Raw genomic sequence first — 23,685 nt, 5'->3', positions numbered from 1 at the left:
CTTCGATGCCGGGGACGTTGAATGCCACGCACTTTCAGTACCGGGGACGTATGCCGCCGGGAACGTTTGGCGCCAGGGACCTATGGTATTAGCGACGTCCAGTGCCAGGTAGCTTCAAAGCCAGAGCCCTTCCGCTTCAGGCACATCCATTCGATCGGGGCTATCCAGCCCGCCCGAAAACCTCAGCTGCCCGCCGCCGGCATCAGGCTTAACAGTATCACCGTCATTCCCGTCACCCCTGATTCGATGGTCGGCCGCGCCGCCGGCGCGAACTGTGCCGAGTGCAGCCCGGGCAGGGCAGGTCCGCCGGCCTGCGCAGCCGCCACCGCGGCCGGGTCGGAGGCACCCAGCTGGATCAGGAAGGTGGGGATGTTTTCCGGCGTGCGACCGTAGCGGCCGAAGTCCTCGCCGGCCATGGATGGTTGGCCGGTGACCACGGCATCCTCGCCGAAGCGCGCCTGCAGTACCGGCACGACCTTGTCCACCAGGGCGGGGGTGTTGTAGACCGCCGGCGTGTACTCGTCCTTCACCGCCACAGCGGGCAGACGCTCTTCCGGCATGCCGGCGGTGCGCGCCACTCCCTCGCTGATCTCGCGAATGCGACGCAGCAGCAGGTTGCGCGTGGCGTCGGCGTAGCTGCGCACGGTCAGTTGCAGCGTCACCTCGTCGGGAATGATGTTGTGCTTGGTGCCGCCGTGAATGGAACCCACGGTGACGACCGCGGTTTCCCGCGGCGGCAGCTCGCGGCTGACGATGGTCTGCAGCTGGGTGACGATGCTGGCCGCCATGACGACGGGATCGACGGTCTGGTGCGGGTAGGCGCCGTGCCCGCCGCGGCCGTAGATGGTGATGTCCACCGAGTCCACGTTGGCCATGGCATAGCCGGAGACATAGCCGAACTTGCCCGCGGGCAGCCCCGAGCCCACGTGCATTGCGAGGTTGTAGTCCGGCACCGGGAAGCGCTGGAACAGGCCGTCCGCGAGCATCGCCTTCGCGCCGCCGCCGACCTCCTCCGCCGGCTGGGCCACCAGTACCAGTCTGCCGCGCCAGGCATCGCGCTGGCCTGCCATGCGGCTGGCGGTGCCGAGCATGACCGTCATGTGCATGTCGTGCCCGCAGGCGTGCATGACCGGCACGCTCTCGCCGGCGGGATTGGTGGCTGTGACCGTGCTGGCAAACGGCAGGCCGGTGGCTTCGGCTATCGGCAGGGCGTCCATGTCCGCGCGGTACATGACGGTCGGCCCCGCGCCGTTGGCGAGGATCGCCACCAGTCCGTGGCCGCCGACCTCGCGGGTGACGCTGTAGCCCATCGCCTCCAGTTGCCGGGCGAGATAGGCGGAAGTGTTGGCTTCCTGTCGTGACAGTTCCGGGTTCTGGTGCAGGTAGCGATAGTGCTCCAGCAGTTTGTCGGTCTCCAGCGGGGCGGCAGTGGCGGCCCCCGGGATCAGGGTCAGCAGGAGGCAAAACAGGTAGGCGCGCGACATCGGCAACTCCGCGGTGGGTTTCACCCTACCTTAGCCGATAATGCGCGCGCCGTTAATGTCAGCCCGCGCTGGCGCCCCGGACTTCGCCTGCGTCAACACCGCCGCCTGAGTCGGTATCCACGCCCGTGACTGCGCGGGTGTCCGCGCGCCGCCGTCGCCAGCCCACGGCGCCGAGGGCCGAGGCGAACAGCCAGGCGCTGGCCGGCAGCGGCACTGCCTGCAGTTGCAGCTCGCCGGTGAACTGGGTCGCGCCGGCGGCGCGATCGACGATGCGCAGGGTGCCGGCGTCGGAGGTGCTACCGCTGCCGTCCGCCTGGGTGTCACCGATCTCCATGATGCGGAACTCGATGCTGCCGGTGATCACCGCCAGGCTGCTCAGGTCGAACAGCGATTCGACGACATCGGAGCCGGGCTGGGCAAACGTGTCGAGGGGGTCGCTGAAGCCGTCGAGGCTGTAGAACAGGCCCAGGGTGCCGGGTCCGGTGTTGGAGGCGCGGGTGGCGATCTCCAGCGAGGCCAGTTGCAGCGAGTAGCCGGACTCGACGCTGATACTGAAGCTGAGGTAGTCGCCGCTGTCGCTGCCGCCCCAGCCGTTGCTACTGAAGGACGCCGATCCGCCGGGCGCGCCGAGGTCGGCGCCGCGCGCCAGTGTGGCGGCGTTGATGCCCATTGCGGCGTCGGTCGCGGCCATGCCGGCCTGGCTTCCCGGTTGCCCATCCATGCTCCAGGCCGCGATGGTCGCCGCCTGGGAATTCGCGCACAGCACCAGCGCCGCGCATAACATCCCTGTCTTGTGCATTGAAGCACCTCCTCGTGAGTGGCTGGCCGTTGGCGAGTGCCCGGCCTGTCGTCAGTGTCCTGCCTGCCAAGAGTGATGGCAGGGGGCTGCGCTGTGCTGTCTCTAAGAGCGGTCTTGAAGAACCGCTTCTAGGAGCAGCCTTCAAGACCTACAGTCCCGCAGCCCTGTTCGTCCGTGAACGGCGTGCTACACCGTGAGAGACAGCCTACGCGAGGAGGGTGGACAGGTGGGATGCCTGTCCGCCATTTGATGGAAAGGGGTTCAGCTGAGGAAGGATTTGGCCGCGCCCATCAGGCCGCCGACACCGCCCACCGAATCCAGCAGGCTGCCGCCGCTGCTGGCCTTGTCGACCATCTGCGGCAGTACGTCGGCGAGGCCGCCGGCGGCGGTATCGACGTCCGTGCCCAGCTTGCCGGCGAAGTCCGCCACGTCGCCGCGGCCGAGCAGGGCGAGGATGGACTCGGCGGAGATGCCCTGGTTGGCGCCGTCGCCCAGCCAGGAGCCAAGCACGTTGCCGAGTTCACCGCTGGAGGCCATCTTGCCGGCCAGTGCGCCGAGGTCGATGTTGCCCTGGCCGTCACCGAGCAGGCCGGAGAGGGCGTTGGCGATGGTCGCGCTGTCCACGTTGATGCCGAGTTTCTGGGAGAGCAGCTGTGCGCCGAATTCGAGAATATCCATGTGGGTTTCCTTGGCTGAAAGCGAAGCGGGTTGTTTTGTGCCGTGTTTTGTAGAGTGCCTTGTAAAGTGTTTGTAGCGTGTCCTGTCACGTTTTCTGTGCAGCGTCCTGCAGACTGTCCAGTTGGTCCTTTAGAGGATTCTGTAGATGGTCTTGCGGACTACACGAAAGCAGTCCTGAAGCCAGTCCTGCAAGGTGCCCGGCAAGACTAGCACATTGCCCGCACCCCGACGGGGTTCACTGCCAGAACGGTGTGGCCCGCTGCAGCTTGCGCCACACCGGCTGGCCGGCGCGGTTGCACTGCAGCTCGCGCGCCTGGGACCAGCCGCGCACCAGCAGCAGGCCGGAGGCGGCCAGGGTGCGCGGCGCCAGGCCCGCCATCAGCATGCGCGCGACCACCGCGTCGTTGGCCTCGCCGAGGCGGTCCTGCAGCGCTTCCATCAGCGCCAGGTAGCGCTCGACGCCGGGGCCGGACCACAGGGCGGCGAAGAACTCCATCGCGTAGCGGGCTTTCTTGCCGCGCTTGCGCAGGCCGTGGCGGTCCTCTTCGGACATGCGCGACAGTGGCCGGGTGTCGAGCAGCAGGTCGCGCCGTGTCCTGTCCAGTACATCGGCGGCGAAGTCCTTCACCGGCAACTCGAACATCCCGGGGTTCTCGCGCTCCAGGCCGACCAGGAAGCGCTGGAACTGCAACATGAGCCGGGTATAGCGCGCGCTGCAGAACACCTCCTGCGCCTCGGCGGTGGCGCGCCGGCGCTCGCGGGTGGCGAGGCGCTGCAGGCGGCGGTGTTCGGCGTCCTCGCCCGGGGTGGCAGCGACCACCTGGGGCAGGGTTTCGCTGAGGAACACGTGCCAGTCGCGCGCCGGCGCCAGGCGCGCCTGGAACCGGCGGAACTCGCCGTTGAAGGCCTTGCGCTTGTCGTAGGGCAGCACCTTCTTGAACGCGCGCATCGCCGCGCGAATGCGGCGGATGGCCACGCGCGCCTGGTGGATGCCGCCGGGCTGTCCCTCGAGGGTGGGCTGCTGGTTGCGCTGCAGGTGATCCAGGGCCTCGCCGACAATCCGCCCGAAGGCCTCGCCGACGCTCATGCCGGGGTCCAGCACCACCGCCCTGGCCTTGCTGCGTTTCGGTTTCAGCGCCGGGCGCGCCAGCGCATAGCCGCGCTGCGCCTTGGTCATGAACAGGGGCTGCAGGTCGATGTCGTCGCCGAGCGCGAGGATGAAGTCCAGCATGCGCAGCGGGTCGCCCTCGAGCAATTCGAACTCGGCCTCGCACACCGGTTGTTCGCGCGCTGTGCGGCCGTGGCTGCGCAGGCAGCCGATGTCCAGGGCCAGTTCGAAGCGGGTCTTGCCCTGCGCCAGTACCAGGGTTGTGCGTTCCACGTCGGTCGTAAACACCGGCGACAGGGACGGCGCGCGGCCGGCGTGTCCCAGGCGCTTGAGCAGGCTGTGCTGGAAGCGTGCGAGGTCTGGCTGCGGGCCGTCGGCGACCACGTTCCACTCTTCATAGTTCTGCATGCCCAGCGGGCCGGGCGCCGGCAGCTTCACGGTCTGCTCGAAATCCGCGCCGCACTGGCGCACGCGCAGGGCGCCGCCGCGCTTGCGCAGCCCGTGCTGGCGGGTGTCGTAGTAGGTGCTGGTCAGGCGGCGCTTCTTCGCCTTGCCGCGGGCGCTGCGGCGCAGGGTCTTTGCGCGCAGCAGTTTCTTCGCCGCGGCGGGGGACAGGGCGAACTTCATTTCGCTTTCGACATTCATGCGCGGCGGGTTCCGGGTACTGCACAGGTCGCGGGGAAAATCGCCTGATAGCCGGCGAGCAAAGTTGCCCTGCCGGGGTGTGCCGCGCTCATGCCTCGCCCCCGGTGTTTCCCGGCAGCGCCACCCGCACCACCGCCTGGAAGGCACGCGACAGGGCGGCGGTGGACACGCCGATCATCAGCACGCCGTTGATCGACTGCAGCGGGCCGAGCAGGCGGTGCTGCTCGGACATCACGATATCGCCGTAGCCCAGGGTCGCGAAGTTGACCCCGGAGTGATACAGCGCCACGTCGAAATCCGAGAACTCGCCCAGCGCACAGAACAGCAACGCCCAGGCGGCGACCTGGGCGATGTTGCCGACGATCAGGATCAGCATCAGTCCGGAGGTCACTCGCATGGCGCCGAAGATGGTGGTGCGCGCCTGCTCCAGGTGACGGGCGTAGTAGCGCAGCGCCATGATCACCAATACTCCCTGCAACAGCAGGCAGACGATCATGGTGGACAGGCCGAGCAGCAGGTTGATCAGCATTCGGGGGTTTCCTCCAGCGCTCGCGGGGCGCCGCGCCACCACTCCAGCAGGTGCATGGCCAGCAGGGCGTACAGGGTGACCGCGAAGAACAGCGCCATGCGCACGGCGAAGGCCTGGTAGACGTCGCGGCCGTTGGCGCTGTCCTGCACGGCGGCGCCGAGCAGAATGAGCATCGTGGTCATTGTATTGATCCAGAAGGTCGGGGCCAAACGGCTGCGCAGGGCGCCGAAGGTCGCGCCGCCCAGCACCAGGCAGACGAGCGTCACCCAGCCGGTGTAGAACCACAGGTTGACGGCCAGGCCGAGGCAGAACCACACCAGCACCGCGCATAGGCCGCCCAGTGCGGTGCTGCCGAGCAGTTCGCGGTTGGCCTGGCGCAGGCGCACCTGGGTGGCCTCACGCCCGAGCAGGATGCTTTTCACCAGGAACGGCAGGTACAGCGCCACGTTGCTCATGGCGATCAGGAACGCGGGCATGACGATCAGCGTCGCGCGCAGGCACAGCCAGTCACCCTGGGCCACGTCCGGCGCCGGGGGCGCGGGCGGCGGCGGGCCCGGGTCTTCCGGGAACAGCGGGTACAACAGCCACTGGCTGACCACCGTGACCACGATGCCCACCACCATGGCGGCGATGATCGCGGAGGCCAGCGCCTGGCTGACCGCGCTGGCCGCCGTGATCACAGTAAACCCGAAGGCGAGCAGGGTGGCAGGTGCCTCCTTGCCCTTGAGGATGGCCAGACGGTTGCTGAAGAACAGGCCGCAGGCCACGATCAACAGCGCGGGCACCGGCGCAAACTGCAGCAGCGGGCCGATCAGCAGGCCGATGCCCAGCGCCAGCGCCAGGAACAGGCTGAGGACCAGCGTCTGCTTCGCCCCGGGCGGCGGCGCCGGTTTGGCGCCGAGCAGCAGGGCCAGGATCGGCGGCAGGTAGGGAATGGTCAGGCCCAGGGCGTAGCCCAGGGCCAGCGCCAGCCCAGCAGTGAAAGCCAGGCGGTAGCTGCGCCGGGCGGCCAGCGGCATGCGCGGGGCCCGCGGCGCGCTCATCAGTAGGCGTAGGAGAGGTAGCTGAGCACGCGCACGTAAAGCCTGCCCAGCCAGGCCAGCGGACCGGCGCCTTCACCGTAGGCGATCACCGAGGCCTGGCCGCCGATGCGCAGGTGGCGGGCGACCTCGGCCGGGACGCCGCCATCGAACTCCACCTGCACCGGGAAGCGCTGGGCCTGGCGCAGCCAGTCGCGGTTGTTCTGTACCGAGGGCAGGGCGCCGGGGGGCGGCGCGGAGCCGGCGCTGACACCAAAGCCGATGTTGCGCACGCGGCCCTTGAATACCTGGCCGGGCAGGGCGTCGAGCAGGATCTCCACCGGCGTGCCGCGCTGCATGTGGCCGAGGTTGTTCTCGGTGAAGTCGGCGTTGATCCAGATGTCGCCCACCGCGATCAGGGTCAGTACCGGGCTGCCGGTACCGGCGAACTGGCCGACCTCCGCGCGCAGGTCGGTGATCACGCCACCGGACTGGGCCACCACAGTGGTGTTGCCGAGGTCGAGTTGCGCCTTGTCCACGCCGGCCTGGGCCGCCTGCAACAGCGTATTGCCGCTCTCGGATTCACCGCCCTTGGCCTCGATGGCCTGCTGGATACCGGCCTGCGCCGCGGCCACCTGGGCGCGGGACTGCTCCAGCGAGGCGGCGGAGATCTCCAGCCGCCGCTCGGAGATGGTGCCCGGGTCCTCCTCGCGCAGGCGCTTGAGGCGCTGGTAGTCCTGCAACGCCTTGAGCTCCCCGGCCTGGGCGGCGCGCAGGCTGGCGCGGGCCTGGGCCACTGCCGCATCCCCCGCCGCCACCTGCTGGCGGGTGTTGTCGAGATTGGAACTGGCCTGCTGCAGGGCAATCTCGTACTGCGAGCGGTCGATGGCGAACAGTTTCTGCCCGGCCTCTACCGTGGCGTTGTTCGCCACCCAGATGTCGGTGATCACACCGGCCACCTTGGGCGCCACGCCGACCACGTAGCCCTGTACCCGCGCCTGCGAGGTGTAGGGGGTGAAGCGGTCCGCCAGCAGGTACCAGGCGAGGGAGCCGAGGATCAGCGCCAGTAGTATCGCGCTGCCGCGGCGCACCGCGGCGGCGGGTTGTTCGCCGGTATCGTCGGCTGCCGCGGTCTCGGCGCTGGCGTCTTGCGCCGCCTGTGGCTGTTGCGGGGCGCTCGCTTCGCTCATGGTGCAGCTCCTTGTTCGGGGGGCGCGGGCAGCGGGGCGTCGAGCAGATCGCCCCAGTCGGTGCGCTCGCGCAGGGTGTCGCGCAGGGGCGGGGAGATCAGCTCCTCGATACTGGCGGCCTGCCAGCCGCCGCCCAGCGCGCGGTACAGGTCGATGATGGCGGCGACGTGATCGCCGCGGTTGACCACCGCGCGGTCGGACTGGGTGACGCTCGCCGCCTGGGCGTCGAGCACGCGCTGGAAGTCCGAGTAGCCCTCGGCGTAGCGGCGGGTGGCGATACTCAGGGAGCGTTCCGCCGCCGCCAGGGAGGCGTCGAGGATGGTCTGGCTCTCGCTGGTCTGGGCAATGCGCGCGGCGGCGTCGTCGATCTCCCGGGCGGCGCCCAGCACGCTGGCCTGGAAGGCTTCCAGGGCCTGCTGCAGGCGCGCGTCCTGCACCCGCACGTTGTTCTCGATACGGCCGTAGTTGAAGATGTTCCAGGTCAGTCCCGGTCCGCCGGCGAGGGTGGTGACATCGCCCACCGCGTCCAGGCTGGTGCCGGACCAGCTGAGCGTGCCGCCCAGGGAAATCGACGGGTACAGGTCCGCCTGCGCGATACCTACCTGCGCCGACTGCGCCGCCGCCTGCCAGGCCGCGCTGCGCACGTCCGGCCGCCGCAGCAGCAGCTGCGCGGGGACCGTCGCCAGGCTGGTGGCCTGCAGCTCGGGCAGCGCGCTGTTCGCTGCATCGAGTTCCGGCACGTCGCCGGGCGCCCGCCCGAGCAGCGCCGCCAGGGCGTTGCGCTGCTGGGTCAGGGCCAGGCGCAGGGCGGGAATCGCGGCCCGGGTACCGAGGTACTGGGCGCGGGCCTGTTGCACGTCCAGCTCGGAGTCCTGGCCCTCGTCGAACAGGCGCTGGGTGATCTCCAGGCTGCGCTCCTGCAGCGCCACGTTCTGCTGCGCGATCTCGATGCGCTGCAGGGTGGTCTTGTAGCCGTAGTAGAGAGAGGCGACCTGCGCCGCGAGCAGTACCTGCACGTCGCGCTGGTTGGCGACCGAGGCGAAGTAGGCGGCGTCCGCGGATTCGACACCGCGGCGGAAGCGGCCCCAGAAATCCAGCTCCCAGCCCAGGGTGAAGGCGGCGTCGGCAGTGCGGAAGTCCTTATCGCCGGCATTCAGGCCGCCGTCGGTATCCTGCGCCACAAACGCGCCGGAGCCGCTCACCTGCTGTAACTGCGGGTATTGCAGGCCGGTCGCAATGCCCTGGGTGGCGCGGCTTTCCAGAATGCGCAGGCCGGCGATGCGCAGGCTGGGGTTCTCGCGCCGCGCGGTGGCGACCAGTTCATCCAGCAGCGGGTCGTGGAAACGCTGCCACCACTGGCTGAGATCGGCGCCGGCCACCTGTTCGGTCTGGCCGTAGAGGTCCGGCTGCCAGTTCGCCAGCCAGGCCGGTTCCGGTTCCTGGAAGTCCGGGCCGAGGGGTGCGCAGGCGCTGGCCAGTGCGGCCAGCAGGGCCGGCAGGAGCAGACGCCCGCCGCCGCTGCGCGCCCGTCCGATCACTGTGTATCGGCTTCGCTGGCGTCCGCCGGCTCGGCCTCGTCGACCCAGGCCATGAAGATCTGGTAGCTGACCGCGAGAATCACTGCGCCGACGAACAGCCCGATCAGCCCCAGGCTGAGCATGCCGCCGATGGCGCCGAGCAGCACCACCGGCATGGGTACGGCCAGGCCGCGGCCGAGCAGCAGGGGCTTGAGCACGTTATCCGCCAGCCCGGCGACCAGCAGGTAGACGGTGACCAGGGTATTGGACAGGGTGGAGGCGTCGCCCTTGAGCCAGACCCAGGCGATCACCGGGATGACGATCAGTGCCGCCGGCACCTGGGCGATACCCAGCAGCAGCGCGATGATCGCCAGCAGGCCCGCGGCGGGAATGCCGGCGGCGAGGAAACCGATACCCAGCAGCACGGCCTGGATGAAGGCGACGCCGATCACCCCCACTGCGACGGAGCGGATGGTGGCTACGCTCAGCGTGTGCAGTTCCGGACCCACGCGCGGCCCGCACACGCGGGTGAAGATGCGCCGGGTGGTGTGCTCGCCCGGGTCGGCGTAGGCCATCATGATACCGGCGATGATGAACGCGCCGATGAAAGCCAGCATGGTGGTCAGGCTGCTGCCCATGGCGCCCGCGGCGTTGCGCGAGAACGTGCGAATCTGCTCGGCGTGATCCTGGGCGAATTCGGCGAAGTTGTCCGCCGCCGCCTGCCAGGCGGCGTAGACGCGCTCGCCGACCAGCGGCCATTCCTGCACCGTTGCTTTCGGTGCCGGCACTACCAGCGTGCCCTCCGCCATCGCGTGGTACAGCGACAGCATGTGGTCGACAAAAGAGGCGGCGAGCAGCGCCGTCGGTACACCCAGCACCAGCACCAGGGTGGTGACCATGAGCAGCGCGGCGCGGCCGTTACTGCCGCCGGTGCGCGCGGCGATCTTCTGGTTCAGCGGGTACAGTGCGATAGCCAGCACGATGGCCCAGACCATGAGGCCGATGAAGGGTGAGAAGATTTTCAGCGACAGCCAGATCATCAGGGCCACGAGGCCCAGGCGGATCACCAGGTCGATGGTTTCATTGGGACGCCGTGAGGTGGTCGTCGGCTGTTCCTTCGCAGGCTCCATCGCTGGCTCTCCGTTTTGTTGTTGTCACGTCCCTGTCGCGGGCGCGCATATTATGCCGGAGCGCGCCCCGATGTGGCGAGTGCCGCGGGGCGGGTTGTGCCGCCAGGGACGGAAATTATGTCCAGCGGCGGGCAGTATTACATCGCGTAGCGACGGCGAATGGCGTTGAAGCGGGTCCACAGTTGTTGCCTGCGCTGCTCCGCGGTGACGCGCGGGGTGTCCGCCGGCAGCACGGCGTCCAGCTCCGCGGTTTTCACCAGGCGGGTGCGGAACTCGGCGTTCTCGGTGGAGAGCAGGTTGCGGTAGATCAGGTTGCCGCGGGTGAAGCCCTGGGTGTCGACCCAGTTGTGCAGGCCAGGGTCCTGCGCGCACAGCACCAGCCTTACCACGCCGTCCGCACCCATGGCGGTGCGCGCCGGGGTGTGGCTCACCGGCCGGTAGAGGTAGTCCATGCTGGTGAAGAACGCGCCCATGCTGGCCATCATCCAGAAGCCGCTGTGCTGGTCGAACTCGACGATCAGCGCCTCGTCCGCCGCCAGCTCCCAGCACAGGCTCGCCGCCAGGCGGCCGCGCTTGCGGTCGCTGTCCTCGTTGGCGGCGGTGCCGGGAAACGCGTTGACGTGGTCCGGGTCCACCGCCGGGCTGTGGTGGTAGGAGTGGTCCGGCCAGTCGCGCATCATCGATTCGAGGAAATTGCCGGCCCAGCCCATGGCTTCCACCAGGGTCTCCGGCGTGGGCAGGGGGCGCGGCGAATCCATATCGACGCGCTCGATGCTGATCGTCGCCGGCAGTTCGTCCCAGCGGTCGAAGCCGTTGCGGATGAACAGCTTGCGCGACTTCGCCGTGGTCGGCAGCCAGTTGCCCGCGCGCTCGGGGCCGCCGATGTACAGCTCGAAACTGCCGTCCCAGGCGCACTGCAGCTGGTGGCCGAAGATGTTCGCCTCGGGGATATCGCCGAAGGGGTCGTGCAGGCTGGGTATGTCCGTGCCCGGTTGGCAGGCGGGCCGCTCACCCTGCACGGTGATGTTGAAAAACCGCGCGCTGCCGCGGTTGCCGCTGATGCGGTAGACGCTCTCGCCGTCGATCCAGGCCTGCTGGTAGGTGAAGTCCGCCGCGTCGCCGCCGAGCTTGCAGTAGGGGGTGCAGAAGCGGTGGATGGCGGGGTAGCGGGTGTCGCGGGTCTCCAGGGCGAAGTCGAAGGCCTGGCCGAGGTTTTGTGTCAGGAAGCGAAACGCGTCCGCGCGCTGCAGCGGGTTGGCCGGGTTGTAGTCCTTGAACGCCTGCTCGCCCGCCGCTTCCAGCTGGCGGCAGAACGCCCGCCAGCCCTCGCGCAGGCCCTGGTCGCTGGGGTCGTCGCCGAATGCCATGCCGTCTCTCCTGTCGCCCGCCGCCTGTCGCCTTTCCCGTATCGTGACGGGGGCGCCCTCAGGCGCCGATCTGGGTAAGCAGTTTGTCCATGTACAGCGCCGAGCGCCGGGTGGCGGCGAAACCGCCCTCCTCGTCGATGCGCGGGCCGATCAGTTCCATGTCGAAGGCGCCGGTGTAACCCGCCTCGAGCAGCCACTCGAACAGCCGGCGCAGGGGCATGTCGCCGTCGCCGGGTACGGCGCGGGCGGGCACGCAGCGGTCGCCGTAGACGTAATCGCTGACCTGCACCAGGTGGCAGCGCGGCATGGCCCGCACGAAGGTCTCGCGCAGGCCGGCCTCGGTCCAGCAGCCGGGCAGGTCGATGCATACGCCGACCTCGGCGAACTCCGCCAGTTGCACCGTGTCGCGCAGGGAGTGCGCGATGTGAATGTCGGCGTAGCCGGGCGGTGCGTTCTCGATCAGCAGTTCCACGCCCGCGTCCCGCGCTTTCGCCACGCAGGGTGCAATGGCCTGCCGGAAAACCTCTGCCGCCTGCTCCCAGCTCATGTCGCCGTGGCCGCCGGTCACCATGTAGATGGAGCGCGCGCCGAGGGCCGCCGCGGCATCGATCTCCGCGTTCATGCTGGCGCGCGGCGCCTCCCAGGTGGCCGGGTCCCGGTCCAGGCTCTGCTGGGTGAGGAACGGGTGCACGATGCTCTCCAGGCGGTAGCCGCCGTCCGCCAGCACCGCGGCCACTGCATCGGTGCCGGCCATGGCGATATGCGCGCCGAGCAGGGTCAGCCGCCCGGCGCCGAGTTCGCGCCAGTAACCGGCCTGGGTGTCCAGGCTGTCGCGCATGAAGGCAATGCTGTCGACGGAAATTCTGTCGTGCATAGGGTGACTCCGCTCAGTGTTTGTTTTCAGTCTCGAGGCCGAAGCGCTCGCGATAGGGCGCGAACTCCGCGTTCAGCTGTTCGACATCCACGCCGATATCCGCCGCCGAGTAGACGAACTTACCGTAGCGGTCGCCGCGGTTGTTGGCCAGGTAATCGCGCATTGCCGCGTCCGCCGCGGGGGTGAACTCGACGTCGCCGTACTCGTAAAAGCCGCGAATGGTGCCCACCGGGTCGCCGACGAAATCCCGGTAGCGCACGTGGTACACCCGCGGGTCGTCCACCAGCGGGTTGGACAGGGTGTCGGCGATACCGGCGCGGGTGGCGCCCAGGTGCGCCGCGGCCAGGGCTTTTTCGTCGATCGGCGCGCCGCCGGCGAAGGCGCGGGTCAGGGTAATGGCCATGCCGATGCGCGAGGCGGTGACCTGCACCGGGTCGCGGTGGGTCCAGATCAGGCGCGCATCCGGGTAGGCGTCGAAGAAGGCCGCCAGGCGCGGGCCGTGGAAACCCTTCAGTGCCCAGCGCTTTTTCGGCCGGCCGAACTGGCAGTGCTGCAGCATCATCTTGTGGATGCGGTACTGGGCCGGCGGGTCGGTGGGGAAGCCGCCGATGGCCATGCCGATGGGCGCGCTCCACCAGGCGGTGGGGGTGAGGATGCGGAAGTCGAAGGCCCAGGTGCGCTCGCACTCGGGCAGGCCATCGCCAAGCATGTCGTTGTAGGGGTGGATCTTCAGCCACTCCGGGGCCATGGCGTTGATCTCGCGCCAGTCGTCGTCCGCCAGGGCGCGGCGCGGGTCGTCCGGGCCCGCCAGTCCCGGCGGCGGCGAGGGACGCATCACCTCCCAGAAGCGCAGCGAGCGCGAATCCGGGTCCTGCGAGAGCAGGGCGTGCAGCAAGGTGGTGCCCGCGCGCGGCTCGCCGGTGGCGAACAGCGGGCGCTCAATCACCTCGTCGGCGAGTCCGGGGATGGTCTTGTGGTCGTTGAAAAAACGCAGCCGGTCGGTGAGCAGCCAGTGGCAGACCTCCGCCGCCTTGCGTTGGCCGGCGGCGTCCATGCCCACCTTGCGCAGGGCGTCCACGGCGAGGCCGAAGCGCTCCGGCAGGGTCGGGTCGCCCCAGTCGGACAGGCCGGTCGCATCCTGCGCGGCGCTCAGCAGGGTCGCGGTGTCGAGTATTTCCTGTGTCGCCATGGCCTATTGCCCGCACAGCCGCAGCAGTTCGTCCTCGGTCTCGCGCACCTTGGCGGCGGAGATGGCGCCGAACTTCAGCCCCGCCATGCTGCCGTAGTCGAGCAGCTTGGGCACGCGCAGGCCGGCGTCCACGTAGGCCTTGAGGCGTTGTGCGACCTTCTTCGGCGAGCCGTTGGGGATGACCGCAAGGATGGCCTCCGGCTCCACCTTGTCGAGCATCTCGAGGATGCGCTCGCGGGTGAGGATGGCCGGATCGATGTCCTGGTAGCCGCGCCAGTTCTCGCCCATCGGGTGGTCGAAGCCGAACTCCTTGAGCGAGGCGGCGGAAATCTGCAGGATCCAGGCCTTGATCAGCGGCGCCTCGAGGATCTCCGCCAGTTCGTCGTCATCGCCCAGCAGGCAGGTGGTGACGAAGGCGGGGACGATGGCCATCGGGTCGCGGCCGGCGCGTTCGGCGGAATCGCGGATAACCTTGAGCTTGTCGGCGTACTCCTCCGGGGTCCACGCCCCCGCCGGCCACCAGCCGTCGGCGAAGCGGCCGGTGATATCCAGCATGCGCGGGCCGGCGGCGCCGATCCAGATGGGCGGTGCCTTGCCCTCGTACAGTTCGGTGTCCAGTCGCGCGTGGTGCAGCTTGTAGAACTTGCCCTCGAAGTTCACCGGGCCCTCGCTCTCCCACAGCAGCTTGATCACCTGCAGGGATTCCTCGAAACGGCCCACCGGCTTGCTGAAATCAAAGCCGTAGGGGACGGTGTTCTCGGTCTCGCCGCTGCCCAGGCCCATGATGAAGCGCCCCTTGGACAGGTGTGAGATGGTCAGTGCGGACTGCGCCAGCAGCGAGGGGTGGCGGCGCACGGTGTCCACCACGCAGGTGGCGAGCAGGGTGTTCTCCGTCTTCACCGCCGCGGCGGCGGCCACCGCCATGGCGTCCAGGTGGCGGTGCGGCGAGGGCGAGACGGTGGCCAGGTCAGTGAATTCCGGTGTCCAGATCGAGTCCGGCCAGAAGCTCACCATGTGGTCGGGCAGCCAGATCGAGTGGTAGCGGCCACTGTCGTAGTCGTCGAGGGCGTCCATACCCAGGGGTAGCGTGGTGCGCAGGAAGGCAGCGGGTTGAACTTTCATGCAGGGCCTCTTGGCGTGGCGGGGGCGGCGCATATCGTTCGCGTTTTCTGGCCGGCCCGCGTGTATTATTATGAACAGCGATGTTCATAATAGACGGTCTGTTCGCCGAGCGAAATACCCGGCAGGCCGATAGTGACCACCCGTCCACAAGGAGAACGCCCCGTGACGCGCCGCGCCCGAACCCTCCGCGCCCGCTGCCTGCTGGCCTTCGCCCTGTGCACCCTTACCGCCACTGCCCAGGAGTATTCCATGTCCGATATCGAGGCGCGCGAAGCGCATATTCTCGGCCGCCCGCCGCGGCTGGAGCCGCTCGACCCGTCCCAGTTCAGCGACGAGCAGCTGCAGTTCGTGCGCGACCTGTGGAGCGCCATGGGCATAGCGCCCCTGCCGCAGCTGCCCGAGTATTTCGCCACCATGCTGCGCTACCCGGAGCTGACCCAGCGCCAGGCGGAGATGTCCACCACCCTGAACAAGGGGGAGCTGCCCTTTCGTACCCGCGAGCTGATCATCCTGCGCGTGGGCTGGCTGTGCCAGGCGCCCTTCGAGTGGGCCCAGCACGTCAAGGCCGGCAAGCGCGCCGGGCTCACCAGCGAGGAGATCGACCGCGTCACCCGCGGCTCGGCGGACCCGGATTGGGACGAGGCGGACGCGGCCATCCTGCGCGCGGTGGAGGAGATGTTTGACGACGCCATGATCACCGATGAGACCTTCGCCACCCTGGAAAAACACTTCACTATGGCCCAGCTGGTGGAGATTCCGTTTACCGTCGGCGCCTACCAGGCCACCGCCTACCTGCAGAACTCCTGGCGCTTCCGCCTGATGCCGGGGGTGGAGGGACTCAAGGCGCGCTGAGCGGCCCCGCTGGGCGCCGCCATCCGGCGCTGCCCAGCGACCCTGCGCTGGATCAACTAAGGCCCCATTCGGGCCGATGTGGTTGGGCGAGCTTTTGGGCCTGTAGTATCATGCGCCGCTTCGGCGCGACTTGATTTTTCTCGACACATGTACTTCCCGCTTCTCGACTACGAGAGCACAACGGGCGCCTGGCTGAACAGCGCCCGGATGCGCACCGCCATAGCCAGCAAGCAATCCGGCCTGCGTCCCAACGACCTGGCCGGCTCCGACGTGCCGACCTGGATCGGCAGGGTGGCCGGTGTCGAATCCCTGGACCTTGGCCCCTGGGCCAGCCGCAACAATGCGCTGGCGCAGCTGTGCCTGGCCCAGGGCACGATCCGCCAGACCGTGGATGCCCTGGTGGAGCGCCACGGCAGCGCCCGGGTCGGCCTGGTGCTGGGCTCCAGCACGTCCAGTATCGACCGCACCGAGGCCGCCTACCGTGAGTTGGACAACGAAGGCGCGCTGGCACCTGAATACCGGCAACCGCTGGTGCACAACCCGCACGCCCTGGGGCTGTTCGTGGCCCAGCACCTGGGTCTCACCGGCCCGGTGATGACCATCAACACCGCCTGCTCGTCCTCGGCCAAGATCTTCGCCACCGCGGCGCGCTGGCTGCAGGCCGGGTTTGTCGACGCGGTGCTGGTCGGCGGCGCGGACAGCCTGTGCCTGAGCGTGGTGCACGGATTCCACGCGCTGCAGCTGGTATCGACCACACCCTGTCGTCCCTTCGATGCCGGGCGCGACGGCATCAACCTCGGCGAGGGTGCCGGCTTCGCGGTGGTCGTCGGCCCGGATCACCCGCAGGCCAGCGGCGGGCCGGCCCTGACCGGCTACGGCGAGAGCTCCGACGCCCATCACATGTCCCACCCGCACCCCGAGGGGGAGGGCGCGCGCCAGTCGATTACCCAGGCGCTGCAGCGGGCGTCGCTGGCGCCGGCGCAGATCGACTACATCAACCTGCACGGCACCGCCAGCCAGGCCAACGACCTGATCGAGGGACGGGTGGTCGAGGCGCTGTTCCCGGCCTCCACCGTGTGCTCCTCCACCAAGGGCTGGACCGGGCACACCCTGGGCGCGGCCGGCATTACCGAGGCCATAATCGCCATCGACACCCTGTGTACGTCACTGGTGCCCGCCAGCCTGAACCTGGAGCAGCCGGACCCGGCGCTGGGCCTGCACCTGGCGCGCGACAACCAGGCGCGCGAGTTGCGCCACGTGATGACCAACTCCTTTGGCTTCGGCGGTAACAACTGCAGCCTGGTGTTCAGCAGCGCGTCCGGCGCGGAGGCCCCATGCAGGTAGCCATTCGCGGCATCGGTGCATTGGGTGAAGGCTTCAGTGACTGGGACGGGCTGCGCCGCGTGCTGGCGGGCGGGGAGTCGGACGCGGAGCAGGTCGCGCCGCGGCCGCAGCTGATCCCCGCCAACGAGCGCCGCCGTGCGCCGCTCGCCGTGCGCCTGGCGGTGGAGGCCTGCAGCCAGGCGGTCGCGGCCTCCGGCCTGGACGCCGCCGACCTCGCCTGCGTATTTACTTCCGGGCTGGGCGATACCGACCTCACCGACTACATGTGTCGCGAACTGGCCGGCGAGCGCAAGCAGTTGTCGCCGACCAAGTTCCACAACTCCGTGCACAACGCCGCCGCCGGTTACTGGACCATCGCCACCGACTGCCGGCAGCCGGCCAACTCGGTGGCCGGCCTCGAGCAGTCGGTCCCGGTGGCCCTGCTCGAGGGGGTGACCCAGTGCCTGGTGGAGAACCGGCCGGTGATCATCGCGTTCTACGATATTCCGACGCGCTCGGCGCTGGCCGAGCTGTTCGCCAACCGCGAGGCCTTCGCCGCCGCGCTGGTCATCACGCCGGAAGATGACCCCGCCGCGCTCGCCCGCCTGGCCTGCGAGGTGGAGGCGGACCCGGCGCCGCAGTGGCCGCAGCCGGACCTGCCGCCCGCGCTGTCACACAGTTACCAGTACAATCCCGCGGCGCGCGTGCTGCCGCTGCTGGTCGCCAGTACCGGCTCGCTGAACGCCGAATTCTCGTTGCCGCTGAGCGGCGGCACTCGCCTGCAATGCCGTGTCTCGCCGACCGGCGCAACGCCGAACAACCCAGCCCAGGAAGTAAACCCATGAACAGCAAGCGCCAGGACGTCATCATTGCCGGAGGTGGCCTGGCCGGCCTCGGGTTGGCGCGGCAGCTGATAACGCAGCGCCCGGACCTGGATATCGTGGTGCTCGAGCGCAACCGCTTCCCGGTGGACGAGACCGTCGCCAAGGTCGGCGAATCCACGGTGGAAGTGGCGTCACGCTACTTCTGCCACACCCTGGAACTGGGTGAGCATTTTCACGACAGCCACCTGCAGAAGTTCGGCCTGCGCTGTTTCTTCGGTGCTCCCCAGGACGACTTCAGCCAGCACGACGAACTCGGCGTCAGCCAGCGCTTCCCGCTGCCGACCTTCCAGCTCGAGCGCGGCGCGATGGAAAACCACCTGTACCGCGAGCTGCTCGAACGCGGTGTGCGCATAGACCACGGGGTGCAAATCCAGTCTATCGACATGAGTCCGCGCAACCACCGGCTGTCCTTCGTCGACGGCGAACAAGAGCGCGAGTACAGCGGCCGTTGGCTGGTGGATTGCACCGGGCGCTACGGCCTGGTGAAGCGGCAACTGGGCCTGGCCCGGCCCAGCCCGCACCGCGGCAACGCCATCTGGTTCCGGGTGGACAAGACCATCAAAATCGACGAATGGTCCGGCGACGCCGCCTGGCGCGAGCGCATGGTGCTGGACGGCAAGCGCTGGCTGAGCACCAACCACCTGATGGGGCCGGGCTACTGGGTGTGGATTATCCCCCTGGGCAGCGGCGCCACCAGCATCGGCATCGTCATGGACGACCAGGCCTTCGAGACAGCGGCGATCAGCGATTACCCCGGCGCCCTGGCCTGGCTGTCGCGCAACCATCCGCAGTGCGCCGCGGCGCTGGAGGGTTCGCGCCTGCTGGATTTCGTCGCCCTGCGCGACTACTCCTACGACTGCAAGCAGATGTTCTCCGACGAGGGCTGGGGACTCACCGGCGAGTCCGGCGTGTTCTCCGACCCGTTCTATTCGCCGGGCAGCGACTTTATCGCGCTGGCCAACGAGATACTCAGCCACCTGATCATCGCCGACAGCCGCGGCACTGACATCGCCTTCGAGACGCGGGCGCTGGAGTTTTTCTACACGAGTTTCTTCTCCAACACCCTGTCCCTGTACACCGACCAGTACGGCGGCTTCGGTGACCGCACCATGATGTCGGTGAAACTGGTGTGGGACTACAGCTTCTACTGGGGCGTGCTGGCGCTGCTCTACTACAAGGGCGCGGTGGCGGATATCCAGCTGCTGCGCCGTATCAACAGCCAGCTGCTGGAGGCGATCTCGCTCAACGCGCAGATGCAGGGCCTGCTGCGCGAGCGCGCCAGTCAGCGCCTGGTGCAGCCCGCCGCCGGCGTGTTCGTCGACCAGTACCAGATTCCCGTGCTGCACCAGTTGATCGGCCAGTTGCACGACGAGAGCCTGAGCCTGGAACAGGCGCTGCCGGTCAGCGTCGCGCTGCTGCGCGAGCTGGTGCCGGCGATGGCCGACCTGCTGGGCGAGACCCCGCAGCGGCAGGTCTCGGACAGCGAGCGGCAGCACCTGGGCGATTTTCGCCAGGCCGTGCTGGCCTGAGGCTGACCGGGCATGGCGTCGCGCGTACCGCTTGCCGTTCTCGCCGTCGCGGTGGCCATCGGCTATCCGCTTCTGGTGTACCTGGGCAGCGCGAGCCTCAGCGTGAGCAGCCTGGCGCTGCTGCTGCTCGGCCTGGCCCTGGCGCGGCTGGTGTTGAGTGGTGACTGGCGCCGGCCGCGGCAGTACCCGCTGCCGCTGGCGCTGGCCCTGTTGTGCGCGGTGGCGATCTACTGGGACAGCCCGGTGGCGCTGCAGTACTACCCGGTGATCATGAACCTCGCGGTGGCGGCCCTGTTCGCCTGGTCGCTGACCGGCAGTGAATCCCTGATCGAGCAGCTGGCGGGGCGTTTCACCGACATGAGCAAAAAGCCGCCCCAGGTGCGGGTCTACCAGAAACGCCTGACCGCGGTCTGGGCGCTGCTACTGTGCGCCAACGCCGCGGTGGCCGCCTACACCGCCTGCTGTATGTCCCCCGCCGCCTGGGCGCTGTACAACAGCCTGGTCGCTTACCTGCTGATGGCTGCGTTCATGGCCGGCGAGTGGGTGTTCCGCCAGTTCTATCGCCGCAGTCTCGAGCGCCGCCTGCGGGCGGGCCCGGTGGATTGCGGATGAGCGCAGCGCAGCACAGCCGCGCCCTGTCGCTGCCGGGTGACCCCGCGCAGTGGCCGCAAGTTGCGGGCGTGCGCGAGGGCGACGGACAGTTTGCGCTGGAATTACAGGTGCCGGAGTCGCTGTGCTGGTTTGCGGGCCATTTTCCGGGCACGCCGGTACTGCCGGGTGTCGTGCAGGTGTTCTGGGCCGAGTGCTTCGCGCGGCAGTTGTTCGGCCGCTTCCCGGACGAGTACCTGTTGCGCAACCTCAAGTTCAACCAGATGGTGCTGCCCGGCGCCGCGCTCACCCTCACCCTGGCCGAGGACGTGCAGAAGGGGCGGCTCGAGTTTCGCTACACGCAGGCGGATGATGCCGTTTCCAGCGGCGCATTCACGGAGTCCGGCGCATGAGTTGCTGCCTGGTCGTCCCGCATTACAACCACGTCGGCGAACTGGAGCGCTTCCTGCCGGGACTCGCCGCGCTGGGTCACCCGGTGCTGCTGGTGGACGACGGCAGTGACGAATCCGCGAAGCAGGCCCTGCGCAAGTTGGTGCAGGGCAGCGACAGCGTCAGCCTGGTGGAGCACCCGCGCAACCGCGGCAAGGGCGCGGCGGTGCTCACCGGTTTTACCGTGGCCGCGAGCCGCGGTTTCACCCACGCGCTGCAGATCGACGCCGACGGCCAGCACAACCTCGACGACATCGCCGGGTTTATCGCCGCCAGTGAAGCCAACCCGCGCAGTATCGTCTGCGGCAAGCCGGTGTTCGACGCCGATGCGCCAGCGGCCAGGGTGCACGGGCGCAAGGTGACCACCTTCTGGACCGCGCTGGAAACCCTGTCGCTGGAGATCGAGGATGGCCTGTGCGGTTTTCGCGTCTATCCGCTGGACGTGGTGGCGCAGATTGTCGATGCCTACTACCTCGGACCGCGCATGGATTTCGATACCGAGATTCTGGTCAAGGCGGTGTGGCAGGACATCGACCTGCGCTTCCTGCCGACCCGGGTGGTCTACCCGCCGGGTGCGACATCGCACTTCCACTACCTGCGCGACAACCTGGTGTTGATACGCCTGCACACGCGGCTCATGCTGGGCATGTTGTGGCGCCTGCCGGTACTGCTGGCGCGCAAGCTGCGGAGGCTGGCGCGTGGCCAGTGAATCACAGGCGAGCACTGTTTCCGGCCCAACCGGCGGCCACTGGTCGAACGCCCGCGAGTCCGGCTCGCTGGCGGGCCTGCGCCTGCTGTGGGGCGTGCATCGCCTGCTCGGCCGGCGCGCGCTCTCGCTGCTGCTGAAGCCGGTGGTGGTGTATTTCATCGCGGTGAGAACCCAGGCCAGGCGCGGCGCCTGGCAGTACCTGCAGGCCCACTACCAACGCTTCCCGGAGCGCTGGCAGCGCGCGCCGGGCCGGCTGGACCTGTACCGCCAGTTCCGCGAATTCGCCGAGAGCGTGGTGGACAAACTGCTGGCCTGGCACCTGGAGATCGATGCCGACGAGTTCCACCAGGTCAATCCCGCGGCCACCGAGAAACTGCTGAACGACCCTCGCGGGCAGCTGATCATCGGCTCCCACCTGGGCAACATCGAGTACTGCCGCGGCTACATGCACCGCTATGAATCCAAGGTGGTGAATATCCTGGTGTACGAGCGCCACGCGGGGAATTACGTGGAGATGATGCGGCGCATGAACCCCGAGTCGCGCATCAACGTCTACCAGGTCGACGAATTCGATATCACTACCATCCTGTTGCTCAAGGAGAAGATCGAGGCCGGCCAGTGGGTGTTCATCGCTGGCGACCGCATTCCCCTGTCCGGCACCGAGCGCACGGTAGAGGTGGAGTTCCTCGGCCGGCCCACGCGCCTGCCCATCGGCCCCTACCTGCTGGCCAAGGCGCTGCAGTGCCCGGTGTGGCTGATGTTCTCCTACAAGAACTACGGCGGCAGCGACCATCGCCTGTACTTCGAGGTCGTCGAGTACAGCGAGCAGGTAAAGCTGCCGCGCAAGCAACGCGACGCAGCGTTACAGTCACTGGCCCAGGGTTACGCGAACCACCTCGAGCGCATCTGTCGCGATGCGCCCTACCAATGGTTCAATTTTTACGACTACTGGCCGGCACCAGAGGCCGGCAGTACTGCGCGGGAAGCAGTAAACCATGAGTAAGAGCGCGGACCCGGAACTGCTGGAACTACTGCCCCACCGGCCGCCCATGCTGCTGCTGCGACGCGTGCTTGCGCTGGGCGCGGACCATGCCAGCGCCCTGGTCGAACTGGACGCGCAAGCGCCCTTCGCGCTGCCGGGGCAGGGCGTACCGGTCTGTGTCGGCCTCGAGTACATGGGGCAGACGGCCGCGCTGATCGCCGGCTACCAGCTGAGACAGGGGCTGATCGGTCCGCACCTGGGTTTCCTGCTGGGCAGCCGCCGCTACCGCGCACACCGCGATTTCTTCGCCCCGGGTAGCAGCCTGCAGGTGGATGTGCGCGAGGGCGTGGTAGTGGACGACAGCCTGGCCAACTTCGACTGCACGATTCGCTGCCTGGCCAGCGACGTCCTGCTGGCCGAGGCGACGCTGTCGGTGTTGCGCCGGCCCACCCCGGAGGTGGCGGCATGAGCGCCTTTGGCGAGCGCCGTGTAGTGATTACCGGCAGCGGCACCGTGTCCGCCCTGGGCAACGACTGGGCGGCGGTGGGCGAACGCCTGCGCGCCATGCGCAGCGCGGTGCGCTACATGCCGGAGTGGGAGGTCTACCCGGAGCTCAAGGCGCGCATCGCCGCGCCCATCGACGATTTCCAGCTGCCCGGCCACTACCGCGCCCGTGAGCGCCGCGCCCTCGGGCGGGTGGCGCAGATGGCGGTGGTGGCGACCGAGGACGCCCTGCAGCAGGCGGGCCTTGGCGGTGACCCGGTGATCACCGGCGGCCGTACCGGCGTCGCCTACGGCTCGGCGACCGGCAGCAGCGCCGCGGGCATGGAATTCCTCTCGCTGCTGCGCGACCACTCCATGGAGCAGGTCAACACCACCACCTACACGCGCATGATGAGCCACACGGCGGCGGTGAATATCGGCGTGAAGTTCGGCACACGGGGCCGGGTGTACACCACCTCCAGCGCCTGCACCGCCGGCAGCCAGGGAGTGGGCTATGCCTACGAGGCGATCAAGGCCGGCGTGCAGGACGTGATGATCGCCGGCGGCGCCGAGGAACTGTGCCCGACACAGTCCGCGGTGTTCGACGTCATCCTCGCCGCCAGCCGCCACCACAACGACTCGCCGGAGTGTTCGCCGCGACCCTTCGACCGCGACCGCGACGGCCTGGCGCTGGGCGAGGGCGCCACCACGCTGATTCTCGAGGAACTGGAGCACGCGCGGGCCAGGGGCGCGACCGTCCTCGCCGAGGTCATCGGCTACGCCACCAACGCCGATGGCGCACACCTGGTGCGGCCGCAGCAGGCTACCCAGGAGACGGTGATACGACTGTGCCTGGAGGATGCCGGCATCGACCCGCGCGAGGTGGGCTATGTGTCCGCCCACGCCACCGCCACCGCCAACGGCGATATCGCCGAGTCCCACGCCACAGCGAATGTGCTCGGCGCGGTGCCGGTGAGCGCGCTGAAAAGCTACACCGGGCACTCGCTGGGCGCCTGCGCCGCCTTCGAGCTGTGGGCGAGCATCATGATGATGAACGAGGGCTGGTTCGCGCCGACCCTGAACCTGGACAATGTCGACCCGCAATGTGCGGAACTGGATTACATTCGCGGCGAGTGCCGGGCTATCGAGACGGACGTCATCATGAGCAACAACTTCGCCTTCGGTGGGATCAATACTTCGCTGCTGGTGCGCCGCTGGTCCTGAACTCCGCGAC

Annotated in this window: 23 protein-coding genes; 10 read left to right on the top strand and 13 right to left on the bottom strand. The window is 68.5% G+C overall.

Annotation, left to right across the window (positions count from 1 at the left end; genetic code table 11):
• Nucleotides 1-182: 182 nt before the first annotated feature.
• The 13 genes from E4634_RS14310 to E4634_RS14250 all read right to left on the bottom strand — a co-directional run bounded on the left by E4634_RS14310 (nt 183) and on the right by E4634_RS14250 (nt 14,651).
• Nucleotides 183-1,484 (bottom strand): M20 metallopeptidase family protein, encoded by a 1,302-nt coding sequence (locus E4634_RS14310; protein ID WP_135445049.1) that lies wholly within the window; start codon nt 1,482-1,484, stop codon nt 183-185.
• A gap of 58 nt (nt 1,485-1,542) precedes the next feature.
• The gene (locus E4634_RS14305; RefSeq protein ID WP_135445047.1) at nt 1,543-2,283 is read right to left on the bottom strand and encodes a hypothetical protein; all 741 of its coding nucleotides are present in this window, start codon (nt 2,281-2,283) and stop codon (nt 1,543-1,545) included.
• Nucleotides 2,284-2,544: 261 nt separating this feature from the next.
• The gene (locus E4634_RS14300) at nt 2,545-2,961 is read right to left on the bottom strand and encodes a YidB family protein (RefSeq protein WP_135445045.1); all 417 of its coding nucleotides are present in this window, start codon (nt 2,959-2,961) and stop codon (nt 2,545-2,547) included.
• 235 nt (nt 2,962-3,196) lie between these two features.
• Entirely contained in the window at nt 3,197-4,714 is a 1,518-nt protein-coding gene (locus tag E4634_RS14295) for a CYTH and CHAD domain-containing protein (RefSeq protein ID WP_135445043.1), read from the bottom strand.
• Nucleotides 4,715-4,802: 88 nt separating this feature from the next.
• The gene (locus E4634_RS14290) at nt 4,803-5,243 is read right to left on the bottom strand and encodes an ion channel (RefSeq protein WP_135445041.1); all 441 of its coding nucleotides are present in this window, start codon (nt 5,241-5,243) and stop codon (nt 4,803-4,805) included.
• The gene (locus E4634_RS14285) at nt 5,237-6,262 is read right to left on the bottom strand and encodes a DUF2955 domain-containing protein (RefSeq protein WP_135445039.1); all 1,026 of its coding nucleotides are present in this window, start codon (nt 6,260-6,262) and stop codon (nt 5,237-5,239) included. Before E4634_RS14285 ends, E4634_RS14290 begins: the two co-directional genes overlap by 7 nt.
• A gap of 23 nt (nt 6,263-6,285) precedes the next feature.
• Complete coding sequence (locus E4634_RS14280) at nt 6,286-7,452, bottom strand: HlyD family secretion protein (protein ID WP_135445037.1); 1,167 nt, start codon at nt 7,450-7,452, stop codon at nt 6,286-6,288.
• Nucleotides 7,449-8,990 (bottom strand): TolC family protein, encoded by a 1,542-nt coding sequence (locus tag E4634_RS14275; protein WP_240725191.1) that lies wholly within the window; start codon nt 8,988-8,990, stop codon nt 7,449-7,451. Before E4634_RS14275 ends, E4634_RS14280 begins: the two co-directional genes overlap by 4 nt.
• Nucleotides 8,987-10,099: an AI-2E family transporter gene (locus E4634_RS14270; RefSeq protein WP_135445036.1), complete on the bottom strand. Its 1,113-nt coding sequence runs from the start codon at nt 10,097-10,099 to the stop codon at nt 8,987-8,989. The genes E4634_RS14275 and E4634_RS14270 overlap by 4 nt, the downstream gene beginning before the upstream one ends.
• A gap of 137 nt (nt 10,100-10,236) precedes the next feature.
• The gene (locus E4634_RS14265; RefSeq protein ID WP_135445034.1) at nt 10,237-11,466 is read right to left on the bottom strand and encodes a DUF1214 domain-containing protein; all 1,230 of its coding nucleotides are present in this window, start codon (nt 11,464-11,466) and stop codon (nt 10,237-10,239) included.
• Nucleotides 11,467-11,524: 58 nt separating this feature from the next.
• The gene (locus E4634_RS14260) at nt 11,525-12,340 is read right to left on the bottom strand and encodes a sugar phosphate isomerase/epimerase family protein (RefSeq protein ID WP_135445032.1); all 816 of its coding nucleotides are present in this window, start codon (nt 12,338-12,340) and stop codon (nt 11,525-11,527) included.
• A gap of 13 nt (nt 12,341-12,353) precedes the next feature.
• Nucleotides 12,354-13,529: a sulfotransferase family protein gene (locus E4634_RS14255; protein WP_135445030.1), complete on the bottom strand. Its 1,176-nt coding sequence runs from the start codon at nt 13,527-13,529 to the stop codon at nt 12,354-12,356.
• 3 nt (nt 13,530-13,532) lie between these two features.
• Nucleotides 13,533-14,651, bottom strand: a complete 1,119-nt coding sequence (locus E4634_RS14250; RefSeq protein WP_135445029.1) for an LLM class flavin-dependent oxidoreductase — start codon at nt 14,649-14,651, stop codon at nt 13,533-13,535.
• Between the two features lie 162 nt (nt 14,652-14,813).
• Here E4634_RS14250 and E4634_RS14245 point away from each other — a divergent pair, with 162 nt between their 5' ends.
• The 10 genes from E4634_RS14245 to E4634_RS14200 all read left to right on the top strand — a co-directional run bounded on the left by E4634_RS14245 (nt 14,814) and on the right by E4634_RS14200 (nt 23,675).
• Nucleotides 14,814-15,503 carry a carboxymuconolactone decarboxylase family protein gene (locus tag E4634_RS14245; RefSeq protein ID WP_135445027.1) on the top strand — a complete coding sequence of 230 codons (690 nt, stop codon included), beginning with the start codon at nt 14,814-14,816 and terminating at the stop codon, nt 15,501-15,503.
• Between the two features lie 147 nt (nt 15,504-15,650).
• Nucleotides 15,651-16,847 (top strand): beta-ketoacyl-ACP synthase, encoded by a 1,197-nt coding sequence (locus E4634_RS14240; RefSeq protein WP_135445025.1) that lies wholly within the window; start codon nt 15,651-15,653, stop codon nt 16,845-16,847.
• Nucleotides 16,838-17,671, top strand: coding sequence for a beta-ketoacyl synthase chain length factor (locus tag E4634_RS14235; protein WP_135445023.1), 834 nt, complete (start codon nt 16,838-16,840; stop codon nt 17,669-17,671). Before E4634_RS14240 ends, E4634_RS14235 begins: the two co-directional genes overlap by 10 nt.
• Nucleotides 17,668-19,239 carry an NAD(P)/FAD-dependent oxidoreductase gene (locus tag E4634_RS14230; protein ID WP_167854927.1) on the top strand — a complete coding sequence of 524 codons (1,572 nt, stop codon included), beginning with the start codon at nt 17,668-17,670 and terminating at the stop codon, nt 19,237-19,239. Before E4634_RS14235 ends, E4634_RS14230 begins: the two co-directional genes overlap by 4 nt.
• A 12-nt stretch (nt 19,240-19,251) precedes the next feature.
• Nucleotides 19,252-19,851, top strand: coding sequence for a COG4648 family protein (locus tag E4634_RS14225; protein WP_135445020.1), 600 nt, complete (start codon nt 19,252-19,254; stop codon nt 19,849-19,851).
• Nucleotides 19,848-20,240 (top strand): ApeI family dehydratase, encoded by a 393-nt coding sequence (locus tag E4634_RS14220; RefSeq protein WP_135445018.1) that lies wholly within the window; start codon nt 19,848-19,850, stop codon nt 20,238-20,240. Before E4634_RS14225 ends, E4634_RS14220 begins: the two co-directional genes overlap by 4 nt.
• A complete protein-coding gene (locus E4634_RS14215; RefSeq protein WP_135445016.1) occupies nt 20,237-20,986 on the top strand; it encodes a glycosyltransferase family 2 protein in 750 nt (249 codons plus the stop codon). The genes E4634_RS14220 and E4634_RS14215 overlap by 4 nt, the downstream gene beginning before the upstream one ends.
• Nucleotides 20,976-21,989: a lysophospholipid acyltransferase family protein gene (locus E4634_RS14210; protein WP_135445014.1), complete on the top strand. Its 1,014-nt coding sequence runs from the start codon at nt 20,976-20,978 to the stop codon at nt 21,987-21,989. Before E4634_RS14215 ends, E4634_RS14210 begins: the two co-directional genes overlap by 11 nt.
• Entirely contained in the window at nt 21,982-22,437 is a 456-nt protein-coding gene (locus E4634_RS14205; RefSeq protein ID WP_135445008.1) for a hotdog family protein, read from the top strand. Before E4634_RS14210 ends, E4634_RS14205 begins: the two co-directional genes overlap by 8 nt.
• Nucleotides 22,434-23,675, top strand: coding sequence for a beta-ketoacyl-ACP synthase (locus E4634_RS14200; RefSeq protein WP_135445006.1), 1,242 nt, complete (start codon nt 22,434-22,436; stop codon nt 23,673-23,675). Before E4634_RS14205 ends, E4634_RS14200 begins: the two co-directional genes overlap by 4 nt.
• The last annotated feature ends 10 nt before the right edge of the window (nt 23,676-23,685 follow it).

It is taken from the genome of Mangrovimicrobium sediminis, from assembly GCF_004745945.1.
In the GTDB taxonomy this organism is placed as follows: domain Bacteria; phylum Pseudomonadota; class Gammaproteobacteria; order Pseudomonadales; family Halieaceae; genus Mangrovimicrobium; species Mangrovimicrobium sediminis.
Note: the sequence above shows the minus strand (reverse complement) of the source record. Positions and strands in the feature narration are given on the sequence as shown.